General features: G+C 33.1%; 17 protein-coding genes and 2 pseudogenes. 2 read left to right on the top strand and 17 right to left on the bottom strand.

The window, feature by feature from the left end; translation table 11 throughout:
- Positions 1-158 precede the first annotated feature (158 nt).
- Positions 159-1073: a CvfB family protein gene (locus AC1RPW_RS02235; RefSeq protein WP_481761351.1), complete on the bottom strand. Its 915-nt coding sequence runs from the start codon at positions 1071-1073 to the stop codon at positions 159-161.
- A gap of 307 nt (positions 1074-1380) precedes the next feature.
- On the opposite strand from AC1RPW_RS02235, the pseudogene AC1RPW_RS02230 reads away from it, so the two are divergent.
- Positions 1381-2925: pseudogene (locus AC1RPW_RS02230) on the top strand (IS1182 family transposase); the annotation flags it as partial.
- 288 nt (positions 2926-3213) lie between these two features.
- Here the strand turns inward: AC1RPW_RS02230 and pyk are convergent.
- The 3 genes and pseudogenes from pyk to dnaE form a co-directional block, all read right to left on the bottom strand.
- Positions 3214-4632: pseudogene (gene pyk / locus AC1RPW_RS02225) on the bottom strand (pyruvate kinase); the annotation flags it as partial.
- Positions 4633-4691: 59 nt separating this feature from the next.
- Complete coding sequence (gene pfkA / locus AC1RPW_RS02220; protein WP_481761352.1) at positions 4692-5660, bottom strand: 6-phosphofructokinase; 969 nt, start codon at positions 5658-5660, stop codon at positions 4692-4694.
- 111 nt (positions 5661-5771) lie between these two features.
- Positions 5772-9092, bottom strand: a complete 3321-nt coding sequence (gene dnaE / locus AC1RPW_RS02215) for a DNA polymerase III subunit alpha (protein ID WP_481761353.1) — start codon at positions 9090-9092, stop codon at positions 5772-5774.
- 132 nt (positions 9093-9224) lie between these two features.
- Here dnaE and AC1RPW_RS02210 point away from each other — a divergent pair, with 132 nt between their 5' ends.
- On the top strand, positions 9225-9413 hold the full coding sequence (locus tag AC1RPW_RS02210) for a YjzD family protein (protein WP_409022496.1): 189 nt from the start codon (positions 9225-9227) through the stop codon (positions 9411-9413).
- Positions 9414-9533: 120 nt separating this feature from the next.
- Here the strand turns inward: AC1RPW_RS02210 and pepT are convergent, their stop codons facing one another.
- The 13 genes from pepT to rpsU all read right to left on the bottom strand — a co-directional run bounded on the left by pepT (position 9534) and on the right by rpsU (position 22320).
- A complete protein-coding gene (gene pepT, locus AC1RPW_RS02205; protein ID WP_481761354.1) occupies positions 9534-10784 on the bottom strand; it encodes a peptidase T in 1251 nt (416 codons plus the stop codon).
- 57 nt (positions 10785-10841) lie between these two features.
- Complete coding sequence (locus tag AC1RPW_RS02200; protein WP_481761355.1) at positions 10842-11639, bottom strand: Nif3-like dinuclear metal center hexameric protein; 798 nt, start codon at positions 11637-11639, stop codon at positions 10842-10844.
- A complete protein-coding gene (locus AC1RPW_RS02195; RefSeq protein WP_481761356.1) occupies positions 11636-12331 on the bottom strand; it encodes a tRNA (adenine(22)-N(1))-methyltransferase in 696 nt (231 codons plus the stop codon). Before AC1RPW_RS02195 ends, AC1RPW_RS02200 begins: the two co-directional genes overlap by 4 nt.
- Positions 12332-12428: 97 nt before the next feature.
- Complete coding sequence (gene rpoD, locus AC1RPW_RS02190; RefSeq protein WP_409022492.1) at positions 12429-13568, bottom strand: RNA polymerase sigma factor RpoD; 1140 nt, start codon at positions 13566-13568, stop codon at positions 12429-12431.
- Positions 13569-13582: 14 nt separating this feature from the next.
- Positions 13583-15433, bottom strand: a complete 1851-nt coding sequence (dnaG, locus tag AC1RPW_RS02185) for a DNA primase (RefSeq protein WP_481761357.1) — start codon at positions 15431-15433, stop codon at positions 13583-13585.
- A gap of 192 nt (positions 15434-15625) precedes the next feature.
- Positions 15626-17701: a glycine--tRNA ligase subunit beta gene (gene glyS, locus AC1RPW_RS02180; RefSeq protein ID WP_481761358.1), complete on the bottom strand. Its 2076-nt coding sequence runs from the start codon at positions 17699-17701 to the stop codon at positions 15626-15628.
- Position 17702: 1 nt separating this feature from the next.
- Positions 17703-18620: a glycine--tRNA ligase subunit alpha gene (gene glyQ / locus AC1RPW_RS02175; RefSeq protein WP_409022489.1), complete on the bottom strand. Its 918-nt coding sequence runs from the start codon at positions 18618-18620 to the stop codon at positions 17703-17705.
- A gap of 270 nt (positions 18621-18890) precedes the next feature.
- A complete protein-coding gene (gene recO, locus AC1RPW_RS02170; protein ID WP_481761411.1) occupies positions 18891-19682 on the bottom strand; it encodes a DNA repair protein RecO in 792 nt (263 codons plus the stop codon).
- Between the two features lie 64 nt (positions 19683-19746).
- Positions 19747-20652: a GTPase Era gene (era, locus tag AC1RPW_RS02165; protein WP_409022487.1), complete on the bottom strand. Its 906-nt coding sequence runs from the start codon at positions 20650-20652 to the stop codon at positions 19747-19749.
- A gap of 43 nt (positions 20653-20695) precedes the next feature.
- Positions 20696-21094 (bottom strand): diacylglycerol kinase family protein, encoded by a 399-nt coding sequence (locus AC1RPW_RS02160; RefSeq protein ID WP_481763205.1) that lies wholly within the window; start codon positions 21092-21094, stop codon positions 20696-20698.
- Positions 21078-21563, bottom strand: a complete 486-nt coding sequence (ybeY, locus tag AC1RPW_RS02155; protein ID WP_409022485.1) for an rRNA maturation RNase YbeY — start codon at positions 21561-21563, stop codon at positions 21078-21080. The genes AC1RPW_RS02160 and ybeY overlap by 17 nt, the downstream gene beginning before the upstream one ends.
- Before the next feature lie 107 nt (positions 21564-21670).
- The gene (locus AC1RPW_RS02150) at positions 21671-22114 is read right to left on the bottom strand and encodes a GatB/YqeY domain-containing protein (RefSeq protein WP_409022484.1); all 444 of its coding nucleotides are present in this window, start codon (positions 22112-22114) and stop codon (positions 21671-21673) included.
- A 17-nt stretch (positions 22115-22131) separates the two neighbouring features.
- On the bottom strand, positions 22132-22320 hold the full coding sequence (gene rpsU, locus AC1RPW_RS02145) for a 30S ribosomal protein S21 (RefSeq protein WP_057973588.1): 189 nt from the start codon (positions 22318-22320) through the stop codon (positions 22132-22134).
- Positions 22321-22364: the final 44 nt, after the last annotated feature.

Raw genomic sequence — 22364 nt, 5'->3', positions numbered from 1 at the left:
TTCTCCTCTACACGCACGGCATTCATGAGACAATTCATATATTTAAAAATAACTAATATACTTGTTTGTTACCGATATATTAATTTAACGTTGAACTAATAAATTATATTTTCAAATAATTTTATTTATTATCTCTTACCTACTAAAATAGTTTTCTATTAATCATCTGTTTCGTTAATTAATTCATCATTATTAGTTTCAAATTCCTCAGGCATTTTTATTAAAATAAGATTACCATCTTCTTGTTTAACATAACGCTCTTTTAGCAGATGTCCAACAGCTCTCTTAAATTGACCTTTGCTGATACCAAAATATTCTTTAATGTCTTCTGGATTACTTTTATCAGTAAAAGGTAATGTTTTTTCATCATTATGACTTAATGCAGCAATCAACATTGCTGCATCATCACTAATTGCTTCATAGGCACGTGGTTTGATAGATAGATTAATTGTACCGTCAGTTCTAATTCCAATTACACGTCCTTCTAATACTTGACCTAATCTAGGTTCATTAAATCTTTCAGATGGATGGATAAATCCAAGATAATCATCATCAGTAATTACAAAAGTTCCAATCATTTTTAAGCGAATAACTGTAAATTTCATATTTTTATTTTTTAATGAGTCATCAGGTTTCTTAGCAATTGATCGAAACATTTCTTCGTCCGCAACATCACCCCAAATACGATCTTTGGCATCAATTTTAAGTCCAACCATTAATCGATCACCAGCTTTTGGCCAAAGTGATTTCATTTCTGGTAAATCATCTAGTGAAACTGCTACATCTTTGTCTGGTAAACCAATGTCAACGAAGACACCTAAATCTCTTCTAACTTTTACAACGTCTCCGAATGCATATTGATCAATGCCAGCTCTAGGAATTATTGTTGATAAACTCAAATCATGATCTTCGTTCTCATACACAAAGCCTGTAACCATCGAACCGTTCGCTAATTGACTGTTTTTTTCATCTTTCAATAAATGCATTGTTATACTATCTTTTTGTACTAAAAATTCTGTATCATTCTCATCAGTTACCATTGCGGTAACAACTTGTCCCATTATTGAACTCATTTATTTCTCCCATTCAAAAAAATATTATTTTATATTTCTTTATTCATATTTTAAAATTACATACTCACATTTTACCTGATATTAGGCTTAATAGCCAATTGAATAGAAATATTGTGTAATAAAAAAGGGGCTGTGACATAAGTCTCTTCAATATGATATTAAACAAGTCTCCCGAAATCTTTTTTGATTTCGGGAGACTTGTTTCTTTTTACTACTTTTTAATATATTATCTAATTAGAAAAATAAAAAGGAACACTGGCCTTCGACCCCCAATGCTCCTTAATTTAATCCTCGAAAGGACTTAAAAATGCAAAATTATTATAACATAAATCAGACTTGTTTAGCCATCTCAACTGACTATATACCAGAAAAGAATAACACTGCGTGTTATATCAATACGCTAATCGAAAAATTAGAAATAAAAGAACCTTATCTTTTTGGTCGCCCCCGTGAATATAATCTTTCAGCTTTATTGAAGTTATATCTTTTTGCTATAACTCGAGGTGTTTTTAGTAGTCGTCGGGTCGCCTTACTAGCACAAGAAAATTTATCGGCACGTTGGTTAACACAAGAGCAAATGCCATCTTACCGAACTATTGTCCGATTTAGAACGTCGAATGAATTAACTGATTTAATTGATCGCAGTTTAGATACCTTAGTCGAATATTTACGACAACAAAATATGATTAGTGATGCCATCTTTATTGATGGTACTAAGGTTTTGGCTAATGCTAATAAATATAGTTTTATTTGGAAAAAGAATACAATACGTTTTGATCAAATGAATCGCGAAGCGATTTTAGAGCTACTAGTTGAATTAAAAACAGCGCATGCTGCTTGTAAAGTCCCAGAAGGCTCCAATCTAACACTAGAAATGATTGAAGAAGTTATCGATCGACTTGATCAGAAATTAGTAGCATTAGACCAGGAAGTTTCAAGAACTAAGAAGATAAGTCCCAATCCAGCTAAAAGAATTCGAAGAACCCTAAAATCTAAGAAGAATCAATTAACTAAACGCCAACATAAATTAAGTGAACATGAAGCACAAATGAAAATATACGGTACTCGAAATAGCTATTCTAAAACTGATCATGATGCAACTTTTATGCGTATTAAAGAAGATCCAATGTTAAATGGTCAACTTAAGCCAGCTTATAACTTACAAATTGCGACCAGTAACCAATTTATTTTGGGCTACCAATTATTTCAAAATCCAACAGATACTAGAACACTTCAACCGTTTCTTAAAACGTTAAGTACTCATAATAAATTAGATAAATACATTGTTGCCGATGCCGGATATGGATCAGAATCAAACTATCGTTTCATTGAAGATGAATTACCAAATCAAACTGCTATAATTCCTTACGGTACCATGATTAGAGAACAAAGCAAAAAATGGCGAACTGATGATAGAAAAGTTATGAACTGGGATTATCATGAAAATAATGATTACTATATTGATCCGCACGGCGTGCGATTTAACTTTAAAGCGTATCGGAAAAGAACCGATAAATATGGAATAGTTCGTGAATTTAAAGAATATCAAGCAGAGTTACTAGATGAGAATCAGATAATTATTCCTGCGGCTAAAACACTTAGAGGTGCACGTCGTAAGATTCAAGTTAACGGATCTTGGGAATATTTTAAGGCACAACAATGTGAACGACTTTCTGAACCAGAAACGGGTCAAATTTACGCGCACCGTAAAATTGATGTAGAATCCGTTTTTGGTCGAATGAAGGCCTCTTTGCCGTTCAATCAATTTCTATTGCGAGGGATTGAGAAGGTTAAAAAGGAAGCAGGTTTGATAGTAATGGCATTAAATATCCAAAAATTAGCCAGTTTAGGAGGTAAATAATACTTCTGTTTTCTATATTTTTTTAAATAAAAAGAAATAAGGCTCCAGAAATCAAAAAATGATTTCCGGAGCCTTATTTTGAACTTTATTGAAGGGACTTATGTCACAGCCCCTTTTCCAATTTTAAAATATTCAAGTAAGGATTGATACAACCTGATCAATATTATCTTAATTAGTCAATTATATTCATGATTAACCCAATAACATTTTTCGTCACCAATGTCTTACCGATATACTAACTTAGGTTCATCATGTACTTGAACCTTAATATAATTAGTCTACTAATTGAACTTTCAAACTGTTTGTTGTTCCTTTTTCACCAACTGGAAGACCAGCAGTGATTAAGATAAGGTCACCTTTTTTAGCGAAACCTAATTCTTTAGCTTTTTCAGTTGCTAAACTAAACAATGCATCTGTTGATGCTGGTTTTTCAGCAATGATTGGGTGAACACCCCAGTTAACTGATAAACCATGACGAGTTTGTTCGTCAAAAGTAATAGCTAAAATATCTGAGTCAGGACGGTATTTAGAAATCATACGTGCTGTTTGACCAGATTTTGTAGCAGCGATGATAGTTTTAATACCTAAGCTATCAGCTGTTTCAGCAACAGCACGACCAATAGTTTCAGTAACATCATTTTTGTCAAATTCATTTAATGCAAATGAGCTATGTGCACGCAATGCATTTTCAGATTTTTCATCAATACGAGCCATTGTTGCAACTGATTCTACAGGGTAGTCACCATTAGCACTTTCACCTGAAAGCATTGTTGCATCTGTTCCATCAAATACGGCATTAGCAACATCAGATGCTTCAGCACGTGTAGGACGTGGGTTTTCTTGCATTGAATCAAGCATTTGAGTAGCAGTAATAACTGGTTTGCCCAAAGCGTTACATTTTTTGATTAAGTCTTTTTGAACTAAAGGAACATTTTCAGCAGGAATTTCAACACCCATATCGCCACGGGCAATCATTAATCCTTCAGAAACTTCCATAATAGCATCAATATTATCGATACCTTCTTGTGATTCAATCTTAGGGAAGATTTGAACATGTTCCATTCCTTTTTCTTCAAGTAAAGCGCGGATATCTAAAACATCAGCTGGTTTACGTACAAAACTTGCAGCAATGAAATCAATGTTTTGATCTAAACCAAAACGAATATCGTCTGAATCTTTTTCAGTAATACCAGGTAAGTTAATTGATACACCAGGAGCGTTAACACCTTTACGTGAACCTAAACGACCAGAATTCATAACAGTTGTTACTAATTCGTTAGCAGCTGTATCAATTTCATCAATTCTCATATCGATAAGACCATCATCAAACAATACGTGGCCTCCAACATGAACATCTTCAATTAAACCTGGGTAAGTAACAGCAATCTTTTCTTTTGTTCCTTCAAGTGAATCATCCATTGAAATACGAACAATATCATTAATTTCAAAGTTGATTTTACCTTCTTTTTGAACAGTAGTACGGATTTCTGCACCTTTAGTATCAAGCATGATACCAACCATTTTACCAGTAATTTTTTCTGCTTCATGAACTAATGTCATACGACCTAAATGTTCTTCATGGTCACCATGAGAAAAGTTGAAACGGAAAACATTAGCACCGGCTTCGATTAATTTAACAATTGTATCAAGATCTGAACTGGCTGGACCAAGTGTACTTACGATTTTAGTTTTTTTCATTAGATTATGATCTCCTCTTAGTTTACTTATTATTTATAAATAACAATAACAGTATTATATTATTTTGGTGTTGAAAGTCGTGTATTTAAGTCTAAAAGACTCAAATCTGTATGATGTTTATGTTCTTCAAGCGTTGCAACAATATCTTCAGCAACTAATTTGTTGTCTTTAATACCAATTGCTAATCCGCCTTTACCTTCCATAAGAAGTTGAACAGCATAATCACCAAAACGACTTGCTAAGACACGATCTTTGGCAGTTGGTACGCCACCACGTTGTGTATGGCCTAAAATAGTCACACGTGTTTCAAAATTACCATATGTGTCTAATTCAGCAGCAAATTCACTAGCTCCCATAACACCTTCAGCTAATACGATAATTCCTGAATCTTTACCATGTTCACGGTTACTGTTGAGCTTGTCTGCAATTTCTTGCATGTTATATCCTTTTTCAGGAATAACAATAACATCAGCACCACCAGCAATACCGGACCATAAAGCAATATCTCCAGCATTTCTACCCATTACTTCAACGATAAACGTACGTTGATGTGAACGAGCAGTATCGCGAATACGATCAATTGCATCAAGAGCTGTGTTAACAGCTGTATCAAATCCAACTGTGAAATCTGTATCAGGAATATCATTATCGATTGTTCCTGGAATACCAACAGCGTTAAATCCACGTTTTGTGAGTGCTAAAGCACCATGGTATGAACCATCCCCACCGATAACAACTAAAGCATCGATACCGAACTTTTTAAGTTGTTCGATACCTTTTAATTGTCCTTCAGCAGTTGCAAATTCAGGATAACGGGCTGAATATAACATTGTTCCACCGCGTTGAATAACATCATCAACGTCAGCATATTCAATTTTATGAATATCGCCAGCAACTAAACCAGCAAAACCATAATTAATACCGTATGCTTCTAATCCTTCACCAATTACACGACGTGCAACAGCACGAACTGAAGCGTTCATACCTGGCGCATCTCCACCACTTGTTAAAATACCAATGCGTTTCATTTCTTCACCTCAATAAGTAATTTAAGTACATATTTCACTCACTATATTAACACTTTTCAGAAAAGTTGTCTTGTTAAATGTGAAAATATTTTCAGTATTTTCAAGAATAAATTACTTAATGACGACATTTTCAGAACCTAATATTTTTGTAAGCGCTGTATGTGTTTCTTTGTCGTTCCTTAACCAATAAGTTCTATCTAAACTAATTTTACGATTGTCTTTTTCATAGTACAAAATAACCGGTGTTTGACCTAACCTTATTTTCATGGTTTGCATTAATTTTTCTATTTTTTCATTTGTTGTTTCTTTAGTAATCTTCAAAAACCATTTTTTTTGAGTTATTCGTTTAAAATAATCATCTGCTAATTCTATTTTTTTAACAATAATTTGTAATCCTCTATTTGTTTCAACATCCCCCGAAACGACAACGACCTTATTTTTTTCAAGTAAAGATTCTTTCTGTCGAAATAAATCAGGAAATATTGTCAAATCAATCTCACTTGTTTCATCCGAACCATTTACAAAGGCCATTTGTTGACCCTTCTTTGTTCGAATAACTTTTACTCTCGTAAGATTAACTAAAATGGTTACATGTGTCTTATCAGATATTTCCGATATTTTTTTAAAATCGCTTTGATTTAGCTGTTTCCGATACTTCTCAACCGGATGTCCCGAAAGATACGCACCTAAATATTGTGATTCTTTTTCTAATCGAACCATTAATGGAAAGTTTGATTGTCTTGCTATCTTAGGTGTTAATAATTCAAATAAATTAGTATTATTTCCACTTAAATCAATACTACTAATTAATTCTGGTAGAGCACTAATCAACTCAGCACGATTATATTCAAATTGATCAAAACACCCAGAATATATTAAAGCTGAAATATTTTCCTCATTTAAATATTTTTTATCTATCCGATGCAGGAAGGATTGGAAATCTGTGAACAATTCTTTTTTCCGTAATGTAATGATATGTTCAATAAAGTCTTTTCTAAGTCCTTTAATACTATTTAATCCAAATAAAACAATATTTTGTCTTAAACTAAAACCTACCTCGCTCATATTAATATCAGGTAATTTAATTATTACATGATATTGCTTTGCTTCCACTAAGTATTCTTTTATTTTTTGCGGATTATTACCAACGGAATTTAAAATAGCTTCAAAAAATGCAGCTGGAAAATTAGCTTTAATATAGGCTAATTGAAAAGCAATTTTACTATAGGCAACGGCATGTGAACGATTAAATCCATAATTAGCAAACTGCTCAATATAACTATAAACTGTTTTAGCTACATCTTCTTGAATTCCATTATCATATGCCCCATTGATAAACTGAGTACGCATTTCATCAATAGTCTTTTTTTTCTTTTTACTCATTGCTCGGCGTAGTAAATCAGCTTCACCAAGTGTAAAATTACCCATCTTTGATGCGACCTGCATAACCTGCTCCTGATAAACTAATACACCATAGGTTGACTCAAGAATTTGTTTTAAACTATTGTCCGGAAATGTTATTTTTTCAAGATGATGTTTTCGTGCAATAAATGTATCTATATTTTCCATCGGACCCGGCCGATATAACGCATTTACAGCTGCGATATCTTCAAAAGATGTTGGTTGTAATTTTTTTAAAACATTTTTGATACCATTAGATTCAAATTGGAAAACACCGGATGTATCACCTAATCTAAAAAGAGCTAATGTTTTTTCATCTTCTAAATTAATGAATGCTGGATTGAAGTCTGCTTGATAATTCTTTTTAACCTGTGTTACAGCTTGATCTAAAATATTTAAATTACGTAGACCTAAAATATCGATTTTTAATAAACCAACATTTTCAACTATATCTTTAGAATACTGCGTTAAAAGAATATCCTCACTTCCATTTTGTAACGGAACCACTTCTCGTAAATCAATTTGGCTCAATACGACCCCTGCTGCATGCGTAGAGTAGTGTCTTGGAATCCCTTCGATATGCTGCGCAATTGTAAAAATATTTTTATTTTTGGAACTATCATTAACTAAATTACGTAATTTTTGTGATTGTGCTAGCGCCTCTGTCAACGTAATTTTCAAAACATTTGGAATTGAATCACTCCACCCTTTCATTTCAAAAGGTGATACACCAAATACTCGACCAACATCCCTCAAAGCCTGTTTTGCTGCCATTGTGCCAAATGTAATAATTTGAGCCATGTGATAATGTCCATATTTTTGATGTAAATAATTAAGGATTAGTCCACGTTTATCATCTGGAATATCTAAATCAATATCCGGCATCTGAACACGTTTTGAATTCAAAAAACGTTCAAACAATAAATTATATTTAATTGGATCAACATCCGTAATCGTTAAAACGTAGGCTGTGATCGATCCAGCAGATGACCCTCGTCCTGGGCCAGTTATAATATTTTGCGAATGAGCATAGTTCATAATATCCCAAACGATTAAAAAGTAATCTTCAAATCCCATTTGTTGAATAACGTTTAACTCAAGTTCTAATCTTTGTTTATATTCCTTAGGTACACCATTTGGAAACCGCTCATTTAATCCAGTATTACACATACTTCTCAAATAACTATGTGCTGTTTCATTATTAGGTAATGGATACTCAGGTAGTTTGGGTTGTGAGAATGTTAATTCCAGAGACGTTTCATCTGCTAAATTTTGGGTTTCTTGAATTGCATCTGCCATTAGCAATTCTTGATATTGCTCCGTTATCTCTTTTGGATTTCTTAATGCATATTCTCCCTGAATTTGTTCATCAACTTTATTAATTAAAATCGTTTCACCAGTACTAATTGCCTTTAACACATCAATATCAAACTGATTTTCAGCATCCAAATAAGCTACTTCATCTAGCGCAATTACACGAATATCAAAATTTTGAGCTAAAGATTTAATTGATTGTGCCGTAATTTTATCCATTAAGTGAGATAGGCCAACTCGAATATTTTCTGAACCTATTAAGCTTTGATATTTGGCTAATAATTCTTTTGCATCGGATATTTGACTTTGTTCAATTAAATAACTAAATTCACTTTTTTCACTAGGTGATAATATAAATAAACCGTCTAAATAGTTAGTTAAACTACTAAAGTTTAACTTATCATCATTTAAGGTCATTTTTAAGGTCGATAATTGCATTAAATTTTGATAACCTTGTTTATCTTTTGCAATAAAGGTCAATTCATATTCATGGTTTGTTTCGATTAAACCGGAGATATCTAACGTTAGTCCGATAATTGGCTTAATTTCAGCTTTTTGACAGGCATTATAAAAATCAATTGCACCATACAATGTATTATTATCTGTTAAGGCAATTGCTTTATAGCCTTTACTTTTAGCACTTTGAACAAGATCATTAATTTTAGTGGTGCTTTGTAATAAGCTGAATGAACTTTTAACTTTTAACGGAACAAACATTTTATCCCCCTTTTCACGTATCTATTAATGTTATTATACAAAACTTTTTAACAATACCCAATAGACACTAAAAAGCTTTTGCAAAAATAATTATTTGTGCTAAAATTAGCTTTGAATGTGAGGTGCTGTTCTATGATGAAACAATTAACAATTCTCTTTTGGGGCTTCATTTTTGGTGAAGTAATTGGTTATATCGTAAGCTCACTAACTGGTACATTGTTTGCACCAGTTTTGTTAATCGGTATTATTTTTGCAGTTACCGGCTTAATTGTCGTAAATTGCCTCTACGCCATTCTCAAAGATCCTAAATCAGATAAATAAAAAAAGATAAACTAATTAGTTTATCTTTTTTTTGGCTTTATAAGACTATAAGGAAAAATTTGAGAAAGAAAGGTCTCAATATGTCCTCTAGTTTAACTCATCCACACTATTTAATAATACCTATTTTGTTTCTTCAGATACTAATTTTATAATTTCTAGAACAACATCCGTTGCTTTTTCCATTGTTTCAACTGAAACAAATTCAAATCGCGCATGCATATTTTCTGCTCCAGCAAATATATTTGGTGTTGGTAATCCCATGAATGAGATTTTTGAACCATCTGTCCCACCACGTACTGGATAGATATCCGGTTTAATTGCTAAATTTTCCATAGCTTCTTTAGCAACAGTCACAACAGTCATATCCTTCTCGATTACTTCACGCATATTGTAATATTGATCTACCATATCAATTGTCACACGTTCAGAATCAAAATCAGCATTCATTTTATCAGCAATACCCATCATATACTTTTTGCGATCTTCGAATTTTTGGCGATCATGATCACGAATAATATATACCATTTTTGCTTCATCAACTGTACCTTCTACTGAAATTAAATGGTAAAAACCTTCGCGGCCTTCAGTTTTTTCAGGTACTTCATCTTGTGGTAATAATGAGTCAAATTGATTTGCTAACTTACTTGCATTAATTAAAACACCTTTAGCAGTTGCAGGATGAACTTCCTTACCTTGAATTGAAACGACTGCTTGAGCAGCATTAAATGTTTCATATTCTAATTCACCTAATGGTCCACCATCAACAGTGTAAGCTAAATCAGCTCCAAAATCGGCTACGTCAAATTTATCAGCACCTACCCCAATTTCCTCATCAGGTCCAATACCAACTTTAATGTCACCATGCTTAATTTCAGGATGTGCAACTAAATAAGCTACAGCAGTAATAATTTCAGCTACTCCCGATTTATCATCTGATCCTAATAGTGTTGAACCATCTGTTGTAATTAATGTATTGCCTTTATAATTTTTTAAATTTGGAAATTCTTTAATAGTTAGTTTAAATTTACCATCATCGTCAAGATTAATATCAGATTCGCCATCATAATTTTCAACGAATTGGGGGTTAACACCCTCTGCTGTAAATGCAGCTGTATCCATATGTGAAATAAAACCAACCGCTTTAACGTTTTTACCAGCTTCTAAATTACTTGGTAATGTTGCTAAAACATACCCACTTTTTTTAGAAATACGTGCATCCTTTAATCCAATTTGTAAAAGTTCTTCCTTTAATTCTTTCGCAAATTCAACTTGAGTTTGCGTTGAAGGAGTTACCCCTGAATTTTCATCAGAACGAGTTTCTACTTTAACATACTTAATAAAACGTGGAATTAATTCTTCATATTTTGTCATGATAGCGTATCTCCTAATCTATTATTTAATATCTCTAATCATACTCTAATTTTAAAATTAAATAAACTGAAATGGATCTGTATTAATATCTGATTCAATAATCTCAATTTGCCAATTATTTTCTAGATTCCATTCTCCAAATAACCGTTTCAATTGTGCTTTACAGATACTTTCAACATGATGGCCCGGATCAATAACTGACAACCCTTCTGCTAACATGTCATGAGCCGTGTGGTAGTAGACATCTCCTGTTACGTAAACATCCGCCTGCTGCTTAATTGCCTCATGATAAAATTTACCACCATCACCACCTAGAACTGCAACACGCTTAATTGATTGCGTCAAATCATTAGAAATCAGTCTTAATCCACTTATGTTAAATTGCTTCTTACAATATTCAGAAAATTCAATAACAGTCATAGGACTAGTTAAATTTCCGATTCGACCCATTCCATAATCTGAACTATTTGTATGCACTAACGGGATTGTTTCTTGTAATTTTAAACGACTCGCTAACCAATCATTCATCCCACCTGTAACATTGTCTAAATTAGTATGAGCTGCATACACTGTTATATTATGACTCAATAAATCGGCATACATTTTATTTTGAGGATTCGTAGTATCCAAATTTTTTGCCGGTCTAAATATTAATGGATGATGTGCGAAAATAAAATCTACATTTTTATTAATTGCTTCTTGGACAACTTCTGGACGAACATCTAAAGTTGTCATTACTTTAGTAACAGTATTATTAATATCACCTAATTGTAGGCCTACTGGATCACCAATTTCAGCCATACTTTTTGGAGCAAATACTTCGAATTGATTGACTAAATCAATAATTTTTGTCATCCCAGCATCTCCTCAATTTCTTTGATATCAACTTCTAATATCCTTTTTTTATCAATAGGAACTTTATTTGCTGCCTCAAAATTTTTTAAAACTTTACGCTTTTTTTCCATTTGCTTGTGCCATTTAGCTTTGAATACATCGCTTTGCTCAATTCTTAATTTAGGTCCATACTTTAAATCTAATATCGAGTAGCTCATTTTAGTGTTAACTTTCTCAGCAACAATAATTTCATAGACATGATGGTCGTCTTCGACAATATCTTCATCAATAATTTGATATGAATGATCCATTAACCATTCTCTTATTAATTTTTGTCCAACATTAGGTTGAATAATTAAACGACGGACACCCGTTAATTTTTCTAAATCGGCAGTAAATATATCCTTTATTAAAGGGCCACCCATTCCGGCAATTGTGATAGTATCAATATTATCGTCTAATTTAATTGCCTTTAACCCATTAGCTAATCTTGGCATTATCATGTGGTCTAATCGTTCTGTATTAATTTCTGTTACGGCATTTTCATAAGGCCCTTTAGCTACTTCTCCAGCAACAGCATATGAAATAATTTTATTAATAGCTAAATACGCAGGTAAGTAAGCATGATCCGATCCAATATCGGCCAATCGTGCATTTTTTGGTACAAATTTTGCAACTCGAACTAATCGATCTGATAAATGTCGTGCATCCATTTCTTGATCCTCTTCTTTCGTATCTTATCTTTTCTTATTATAACTAAAAAAGGACCATTATAAAACAGGTTTCGTTTTATAATGGTCCTTAAATTTTTTATTCTAAGAAATCTTTTAATTGTTTTGAACGAGATGGATGGCGTAGTTTACGTAATGCTTTAGCTTCAATTTGACGAATACGTTCACGTGTCACTCCAAACACTTTACCAACTTCTTCAAGTGTTCTTGTGCGACCATCATCAAGACCGAATCTTAAACGCAGAACATTTTCTTCACGATCTGTTAATGTATCAAGAACATTTTCTAGTTGCTCCTTCAAGAGTTCATAAGCCGCATGGTCAGCTGGACTAGTTGCATCTTGATCTTCAATAAAATCACCTAAATGTGAATCATCTTCTTCACCAATTGGTGTCTCTAATGAAACAGGTTCTTGAGCAATTTTTAAAATTTCACGAACTTTTTCGGCTGGCATAGCTGGCATATCCATTTCAGCACCAATTTCTTCAGGAATTGGTTCGCGAACAAGTTCTTGTAATAATTGGCGTTGAATTCTGATTAATTTATTAATTGTTTCAACCATATGAACTGGAATTCTAATTGTACGTGCTTGATCAGCAATAGCACGTGTAATTGCTTGTCTAATCCACCATGTCGCATATGTTGAGAATTTAAATCCTTTACGATAATCAAATTTCTCAACAGCCTTCATTAATCCCATGTTACCCTCTTGAATTAAATCAAGAAATTGCATTCCACGACCAACGTAACGTTTAGCAATTGAAACAACTAAACGTAAATTAGCTTCTGCCAATTTTTGTTTTGCTTCTTCGTCGCCTTCTTCAATTTTTAATGCTAAAGCAACTTCTTCTTCAGCTTTTAAAAGGTTAACACGACCAATTTCTTTCAAATACATTCTAACTGGGTCATTAATTTTTATTCCAGTTGGTGCTGATGTGTCTTTTAAAGCTTTCTTTGTAACTTTTTCAGCTGCTTTTAAACTATGTTCACTTGGGTTTCCCTCTTCATCAACAACAGCAATACCAGCATCTGCGACTTTTTGAAGTAATTTATCCATACGATCAGCATCTAAATGGAATGGTGTTGCTAGTTCATCTGTTAAATTATCATACTTAATTTCTTTTTTTACTTTATATTCCTTGATCAACTTCGTTTGTGCTTTTTTAAAGCCTTTTTCGTCAAATTCTGATTCTTCAACTTTTTCTACTTTTTTTACCATTAATAATTCCTCCCTTAGATGGATGTTCGTGGTACTTGTTGTTTTTGATATAATGCAATTAACTTAACTGATAATTCATTGGTTAGTTCTGTATTGCCAAGACGATTTGCTTCCATAAGATCTGATCGAACTTGATTAATTGATTGTTCCATCGGCGAATCATTCATAATGACGGACACACAATCATCAAATTCATCCTCTGAAGACTCTTCTGCAACTGTCATCAGCTCTATTTGCATTAAAAATCTCTTTGAAGACTCTTCTGGCAAGTAATCTAAAAAACTAGCAATTTCATATTGCTCATGTAATTCTAAATAGCCTTCAGCTAACGTATATATTAACTGATAACTATCATGAACAAAACTAAAATCATCAATTGATCGAATTTTCAGCCAAGCTGTATGATCATGTAATATACGATAAAGCAATAATCTTTCAGCTCTTTCAACACGATCAATTTTTTCATCGCTCATGACCTCTGAGCGATTTTCTACAGGTGGTTCATCTGTTCGAACCCTTGGAACTTGATTAACTTGTTGCACTACTTTTGGTTGAACGGCAACTAAATCAATTAACTGTTGTCTTAGAATTCCTTTATCAATTTTAAATTCATCTGCCAACTGATTAATATAAATATCTTGCTCAAACGGCGTTTTAATTGTAGTTAAAACTTGTAGTACTTGATCAATATAATCAATTTGCTCACTTTCATTTTTTAAGTTTTTATTTCGTTTCAAAAAATTCATTTTGAATGAAATAACCGTCTCTCGAGCAGAGTGAGCTAACTCCAGAAACGCTTCTTTACCATTTTTTTTAACAAACTCATCAGGATCCATACCGTTAGGAATGGCTAGCACGCCAACTTTCATTTTTGTCTGATTCGCTAGCAGGTTCAAAGCACGATTTGTTGCATTTTGCCCGGGTTCATCCCCATCATAACAAATATTTAATTGTGATGTTGAACGTTCTAACAAATAAATTTGTTCATTTGTTAAACTTGTTCCCATAGAGGCGACACCATTTTTAACTCCAGAGCGGTATGCTGCTAAAACATCCATAAATCCTTCGAACAAAATAACATTTCCTTCTGTCCGAATTTCTTTTTTTGCCAAATCGTAATTAAATAGAATCTCTCTTTTATTAAAAATAGGCGTTTCAGGACTGTTTAAATATTTAGGTAATTCTTTATTTTTTTCAAGCAGACGACCTGAAAAGGCAACAACTTGACCATTTTGATTTCTAATCGGAAACATCACTCGATCAATAAATCGTTCACGCAAATCACCTGTTTGATTTTCAATAAATAGTCCAGACTGCCTTAATAATTGATAGTCTACTTTCTTTTCCTTAAAAAAATCTTGTAAGACCGATTTCCCAGGCGCAAATCCAATTTGGAAAGTTTTGATAATTTCATCCGTTATACCACGATTATGCAGGTAATCTAATGCCTTTTGACCCATTTCTGTATTCATTAAAATGTGTTGATATAATTTAGCACCGTCATCATGAATTTGCTTTAACTGACGATTTTCAGTTGATTCTTGTGTCCTTGCTGACTGAGATTCAGAATATTTACTATCGATATCCATTCCTGAAAATTCTGCAACTTTATTGACAGATTCTGGAAAGCTAAGTCCCTCTAGCTCAATTAAGAACTTAAAAACATTCCCACCTCTTCCACAGCTAAAACAGTGAAAAATTTGTTTCTCTTCGCTTACAGAAAATGAAGGCGTTTTTTCTTCATGAAATGGACATAAACCCATAAAATTACTACCAGATTTTTTTAATCCGACATACTGACTAATGATATCAGTAATATTCACACTAGTTCGCACCTGTTCAATTACGTTTTCGGGTATTCTCATTCCAACTACTCACCTCCAAAACTAACGATACGAAGTTACCTATATTTTGAGTACCCATAATAATAGCATTTATTTGACATAAATACAATTATTAGCTTCAAGTAATAGACACTTTTGTCAAATATGACTATTCTGATTCTATTACCAAACAAAAAAGGAATTTATCTTCACAGATAAATTCTCATTTTTATATTACTTAATATTTAATTTACTTAAATTACCTAATTTTGAACTCATCTTAGCAATTAAACTCAATTGATTTAAGCGATTATTTTTAATTTTTGTATCATCAACCATAACCATTGTCTGGTCAAAATAATTTTCAATTAGCGGACGAATCTCGCTTAATGTAGTATATAACTTCTCTGACGTTAAATCTGCCAACTGACTTTGGATTATTTCAACTCGTTCAAATAAATCTTTTTCAGCAGTATTATCTAATAATACTTGTTCAACAACTAGATTAGTTGCCTCATTTTTATCTGCTAGCTTTAATACACGATTGATTGCTTCAACGGTCTCCTTGAAATCCTTATCATTTTTATGATTTTCTAAGGTTACAGCGGCCTCTGACATAACTAATAAATCTGCATCTGTACTTTCAACAACACTTTCAATTACATCATAACTGACGTTTTTATTTGAAAGCCATTGCTTCATACGATCATTAACAAAACTTAAAATATCTTTATCATTTTCGCCAACAGTCATCTTGGTAAATAAATCTGGATGTATCGTTGCCAATTCCTTAATATCGTTCAGTACCTCAAGTGGTGAAAAATGCCACTGACGATCTTCAACAATTCTAACTATCCCAAACGCTTGACGACGAAGTGCATAGGGATCATTTGATCCAGTTGGAATTAATCCAACTGAGAAGAAACTTGACATGCTGTCCAACTTATCAGCAATTGCTAAAACTGCACCAATTTTTGATTTAGGTAGTTCGCCATCAGCACTAATTGGCATATAGTGTTCAGAAATTGCTTGTGCAACAGTTGGATTTTCGCCCATTAGCAAGGCATATTTCTCACCCATAATTCCTTGAAGTTCAGAAAATTCTCCAACCATCCCTGTTACCAAATCAAATTTATAAATTTCACTTGTTCTTTGTAAAAGAGATAATTCATGGTCATTTAAGCCAAGGCGTTTACCAATGATTTGTGCCATTAATTGAACACGTTCCATTTTTTCAGACATTGATCCAATTTTATCATGGAATGTGACATTTTTTAATCGCTCTACATAATCATTAATCGTTTGTTTTTGATCTTCTTGGTAGAAAAATGCAGCATCTTCCAATCGTGCTGTAAGAACCTTTTCATTGCCTGCTTCGACGTTAGCAATGTTAGCTTCTGTCCCATTACGAACTGAGACGAACATTGGTAAGATTTCATCGTTTTGGCCACGCACATAAAAGAATCTTTGATGGTCTTTCATTGAAGTCATTAGAACAACATCAGGAATATCTAAATATTTCTTATCAAAATGACCAGAAAATACTGTTGGATATTCAACTAAATTGTTAACTTCTTCCAAAAGATCCTCATCAAGAATAATATGCCAGTCTTGATTATTTTCAAGATTAGTAATTTGTGTTCTAATCATTTCTTTTCGTCTATTAGAATCAACGATTACATATTGTTCTTCTAATTTTTTAACATACTCTGTTACTGAGGCTAAATCTACAGCTTCTCCTAAAAAACGATGGCCTTGCGTTTGGCGGCCAGATTTAATATTTAAAATACTGAATGGAATAACGTCACTATCAAGTAACGCAACTATCCAACGAATTGGTCTAACATATTTAAAGTCATAATTTGCCCAGTGCATCATTGTTGGGAATGTCATCGCTTCAATCACATCTTTAATCTGAACCAAAATATCTTTGGCAGATTTACCAGCGATAAATTTATTTACATAGACATACTCAACGCCTTTTAATTCTTTAAACGTTATATCGTCTGTTGTTACTCCTTGTCCACGGACAAAGCCTTTTGCAGCATTAGACCAATTTCCTTCATCATCCATGGCAATTTTCTTTGCAGGTCCTTTAGCTTCTTCTTGAATATCTGCTTGTTTATCAGCCAAACCAGTCACTTCAACAGCTAAACGTCTGGGTGTTGAGAATGCCTTTATTTCGTCAAATGATAACCGTTGCTCTGTTAAAAAGTCACCTACACGTTTAGCCAATTGATTTTGGCTAGGTGTAACAACATGAGCAGGAATTTCTTCTAACCCAATTTCTAATAAAAAGGAATGTGTCATCTTATTTATCCTCCTTTAATAATTTACTACGAAGTTTTTCATCTTTTAGTAATGGGTAGCCTAATTTTTTACGCTCCTGTACGAAAACTTTAGCAATTGATTTAGCCATATTTCTAATTCTTGCTAAATATCCAGCACGTTCAGTAACAGAAACGGCTCCTCGAGCATCTAATAAATTAAATGTATGACTACATTTTAAAACATAATCGTATGCCGGATGAACTAACCCATTGGCAATCTGTTTTTTGGCTTCTGTTTCATATACATCAAACAAATTAAATAACATTTCTTGATTGCTTTCTTCAAATGAATATTTAGAATTTTCATATTCTGGTTCTTTAAATATGTCGCCGTACATGACCCCATCAGCCCATTCAAGATCATAAACACTCTCAACATCTTGAATATATGAAGAAAGGCGCTCTAAACCATAAGTAACTTCACTAGTGACGGGATGTACCTCTAATCCACCAACCTGTTGGAAATAAGTAAATTGTGTAACTTCCATACCATCAAGCCAAACTTCCCAGCCAACACCAGCACAACCCATTGATGGGTTTTCCCAGTTGTCTTCAACAAATCGAATATCATGTTCAGCTGGATCAATACCTAATGCACGCAAACTATCCAAATATAAATCTTGAATATTTGCAGGAGATGGTTTCATCACAACTTGAAATTGATGATGTTGGTACAAACGATTGGGATTTTCGCCATAACGACCATCTGCAGGACGTCTTGAAGGTTCAACGTATGCAGCATTCCATGGTTCTGGTCCAATTGCACGTAAAAATGTGTAAGGGCTCATAGTTCCAGCACCTTTTTCTGTATCATAAGCCTCCATTAACATACAACCCTGATCAGCCCAGAATTTTTGTAATGTCATAATAATATCTTGAACAGCTAACTTTTTTGACATAGTATTCCTCCTTATTTTTAAGCACAAAAAAACCTATGCAGTCTTATAGACCACATAGGGACGATTTTAATATCGCGGTTCCACCCTACTTCTGGTTCAATTCAACCAGCAGCTTCATTAACAAAGGACTCCGAAAATGCCAATAAAAATAATTAATTACTTAGCTTGCACTAATCCTAAGTTCGCTTTAATAACTATTCTTACCCTTTTTCATCATAATCCCGCTATTTATTTCTCTATAATCATAGTTTAGAAATAAGTATTTGTCAATTATATTTCAGTATTTTTCTTTAATGAGACTGGCCAAGAACTGATTCCATCGATAAATTTTTTACTTTTCAAATTTAATCCAACACTATTATCATAAATAACATCAATAATACGACGTAATTCCTTTTTGGTACTCTCAGCAACCTTGATTGAATTTAATTTATCAAGATTCACTACAGAAAATTGTCTCAAATAAAAAATTGTTTTTTGAGTAGCATGAAGTCGATTATTATCAAGATACCAATGTTTAGAACACAGTAGCCCACCGTAAGATTCTGAATAATCAAATTCTCCCTGCGTTTCGCCACCAACTGCACAGACCTGCAATTGAGGCTGTACACCAAAAACTGTTAATAGCTGAATTTCAATAATATTTGTAATAATTTCTGGATCAAATTCTTCGTTAATCAATCGAATTGCTGTCACAACTTTTCGGTACCAAACAGAGATGGGTTCGTTATCTTTGAATGCAGCATCAATTAAACTAAAAATATAAATGGTATAAGCATTACTGATTATATCCTGTGAAATCGTTTGAAATTGTTCAAACTCTTTAGCAGTATTAATAAATGATAATCCGTTGTCATTTATACTCCCACTGTAAGTTCCGATTGTAAATGGTAGTAAAGCAGCAGATAATTTGAATCCTCGTTTTCTAGCACCTTTAATAAAAAACATTTTTTTACCATAACGATCGGTTAAAAATTTCACTAAAAGATCACGTTCTTTATATTCTTTACGATAAAGTAAAATCCCTTCAAAATCTGCATTATTCTGAACGATACTATGCATCCCCTTTCCATGAGCAAATAAAAATCGGAACAAAAATTATCTTGTTCCGATCATTAGTTACTTCTTAATAGTCATCTTCACGGTAACCAAATGCTTTTAAATCAGTCTGTTTATCTCGCCAATTTTTTTGAACTTTAACCCAAAGTTCCAAATAAACGCGATCACCAAGCATCGTTTCGATATCTTTTCTAGCTTTAACACCGATATCTTTTAACATTTTACCACCTTTACCAATAATAATACCTTTTTGCGTTGGACGTTCAACGATAATTGTTGCAGAAATGTGCAATTTTTCTTCGTCCTCTTTTTTTATATCTTCAACCAAAACGGCAACTGAGTGAGGAACTTCTTCTCGTGTTAATTGTAAAACTTTTTCACGAATTAGTTCACCCATAACAAAACGTTCTGGATGATCTGTAATTTGATCTTCTGGGTAAAACTGGGGTCCTTCAGGTAATTCACTAATTAATGAATCAACAAGCTCATCGACGTTATTTCCTTTAAGTGCTGAAATTGGGAAAACTTCTTTATAGTCCAAAGATTCTCGATACGTTTCCACAATAGCTAATATTTCATCAGGGTGAATTTGGTCAATTTTATTAATAACCAAATAAATTGGTTTCTTAGTATCTTTTAATCGATCAATAATAAAATTATCTCCTGGTCCACGTTTTTCTGTTGCATTAACCATAAATAAAATAGCATCAACTTCACCAAGTGTTGAAAGTGCTGATTTGACCATAAAATCACCTAAACGACTCTTTGGTTTATGAACACCAGGTGTATCAATAAAGACAATTTGTGCATCATCTGTTGTATAAATACCTTGAATTTTATTTCTGGTCGTTTGTGCCTTATCACTCATAATAGCAATTTTTTGACCCATAACATTGTTTAAAAATGTTGATTTTCCAACATTTGGTCGTCCTAAAATTGCCACAAATCCTGAATGAAACTTTTTATTTTGCATTAATTAATTCTCCTCTTATTTATGTACCTTTTATTATAATTGACTAATCAAAAACTAATTCTAACAGTTGTGGGATAAAAATAAGACATCCAACAATCATCGCAAATAGTGCCGAAAGTAAGACAGCAGCAGCTGACATATCTTTAACTTTTTTTGCAATCTCATTATATTTATGACCAGTTGTCAGATCAACCAGATTCTCTATAACTGTGTTCCAAACTTCATTAATAATAACCATACTAATGCTAAGAGCTAGCCATAGCCACTCTGTTTCAGAAATTTGAAAAATTGCCGCACAAATAGATACTAGTATCATCATGGCTACATGTTTTTTCATATTTCTTTCTTCTTTAAAAACCGTAACAAGGCCATCTAGAGAATGTCCTAGTGACAACAAAAATGTTCGATTTTTTTTAACTTGGCGCTTATCGTTTAAGGCCATAAGCATCTAATATCTCTGTTTGTAATCCAAACATTTCTTTTTCATCTTCAGGTTCCATATGATCGTAACCATTTAGGTGTAAGAACCCATGGACTGTCAAAAATCCCAATTCACGTTCATAAGAATGACCATAATCAACTGCTTGTTCAGCAACTTTTTCAGTTGAAATCATGATATCACCGATATTTTTAGCAATTTCAGGCATATCCATACCTTCATCATCAGGAAAAATAATTGGCATATCATCTCCATCTTCTTCGATTGCGAAGCTGATGACGTCAGTTGGTCTATCTACATTTCGATATTCACGATTAATTTTGTGAATTTCTTCATTATTCATTAAAGTAACTGACATTTCTGTTTCATCAGGTAATTTTATTTTCTTACCCGCAAAATTAAGAATTTCTTTAATTAATGTTATATTTTTTTCTGGTTCTGCCTTAGTGTGGTCAAAAATTTCTAAATCCATAATAACCCTCTTTAAATTCGTTTTATATGTCCCAAAGTTACTCAACTCAAATAATAGCATAAAAAAAAAGGAACTACAATTCAAGTTGAATTGTAATTCCTTTTTCGCTAATTTAATAATGATTTAACTGTCTCACTTATAACCTTACCATCAGCGCGTCCCTTAAGTTTAGGAATAACCGCACCCATGACTTTTCCAAAATCAGCTTTTGATGTTGCACCAACTTGTGAAATAACTTCTTTCACGACATCAGTAACTTCTTCAGCTGATAATTGTTCAGGTAAATATTTTTCGACAATTTTTATTTCCATATCAAGATTTTCTAAAAGATCATCTCGACCGGCATCTTTGAATTCTGCATAAGATTCTTTGCGTTGTTTTAACTCGCGAGCCAATAAAACAGTTTCATCATCAACTGATAAATCATGACCTGCTTTAATTTCTTCGTTTGTAACAGCTGCTTTAAGCATTCTTACAGTACTTAAAGTTTGTTTGTCTTTTGCTTTCATCGCTTGTTTTAAATCGTTATTAAGTGTTTCTAATAGACTCAACGTGATTCCTCCCTAGACTAGAAGCGTTTCTTAGTTGTTTTACGCTTTCTTGCTGCTTCGGATTTCTTCTTACGTTTCACACTTGGCTTTTCATAGAATTCGCGTTTACGGTATTCTTGTAATGTACCTGTTTTAGAAACGGAACGTTTAAAGCGACGAAGAGCATCATCGAGAGATTCGTTTTTACGTACGACTGTCTTTGACATAGATATCCCTCCCTCCGAGCTTGAATGTAACCGTCTTTTTATGC

The organism is Dellaglioa sp. CoH-55-MRSF-8 (assembly GCF_056782195.1).
Note: the sequence above shows the minus strand (reverse complement) of the source record. Positions and strands in the feature narration are given on the sequence as shown.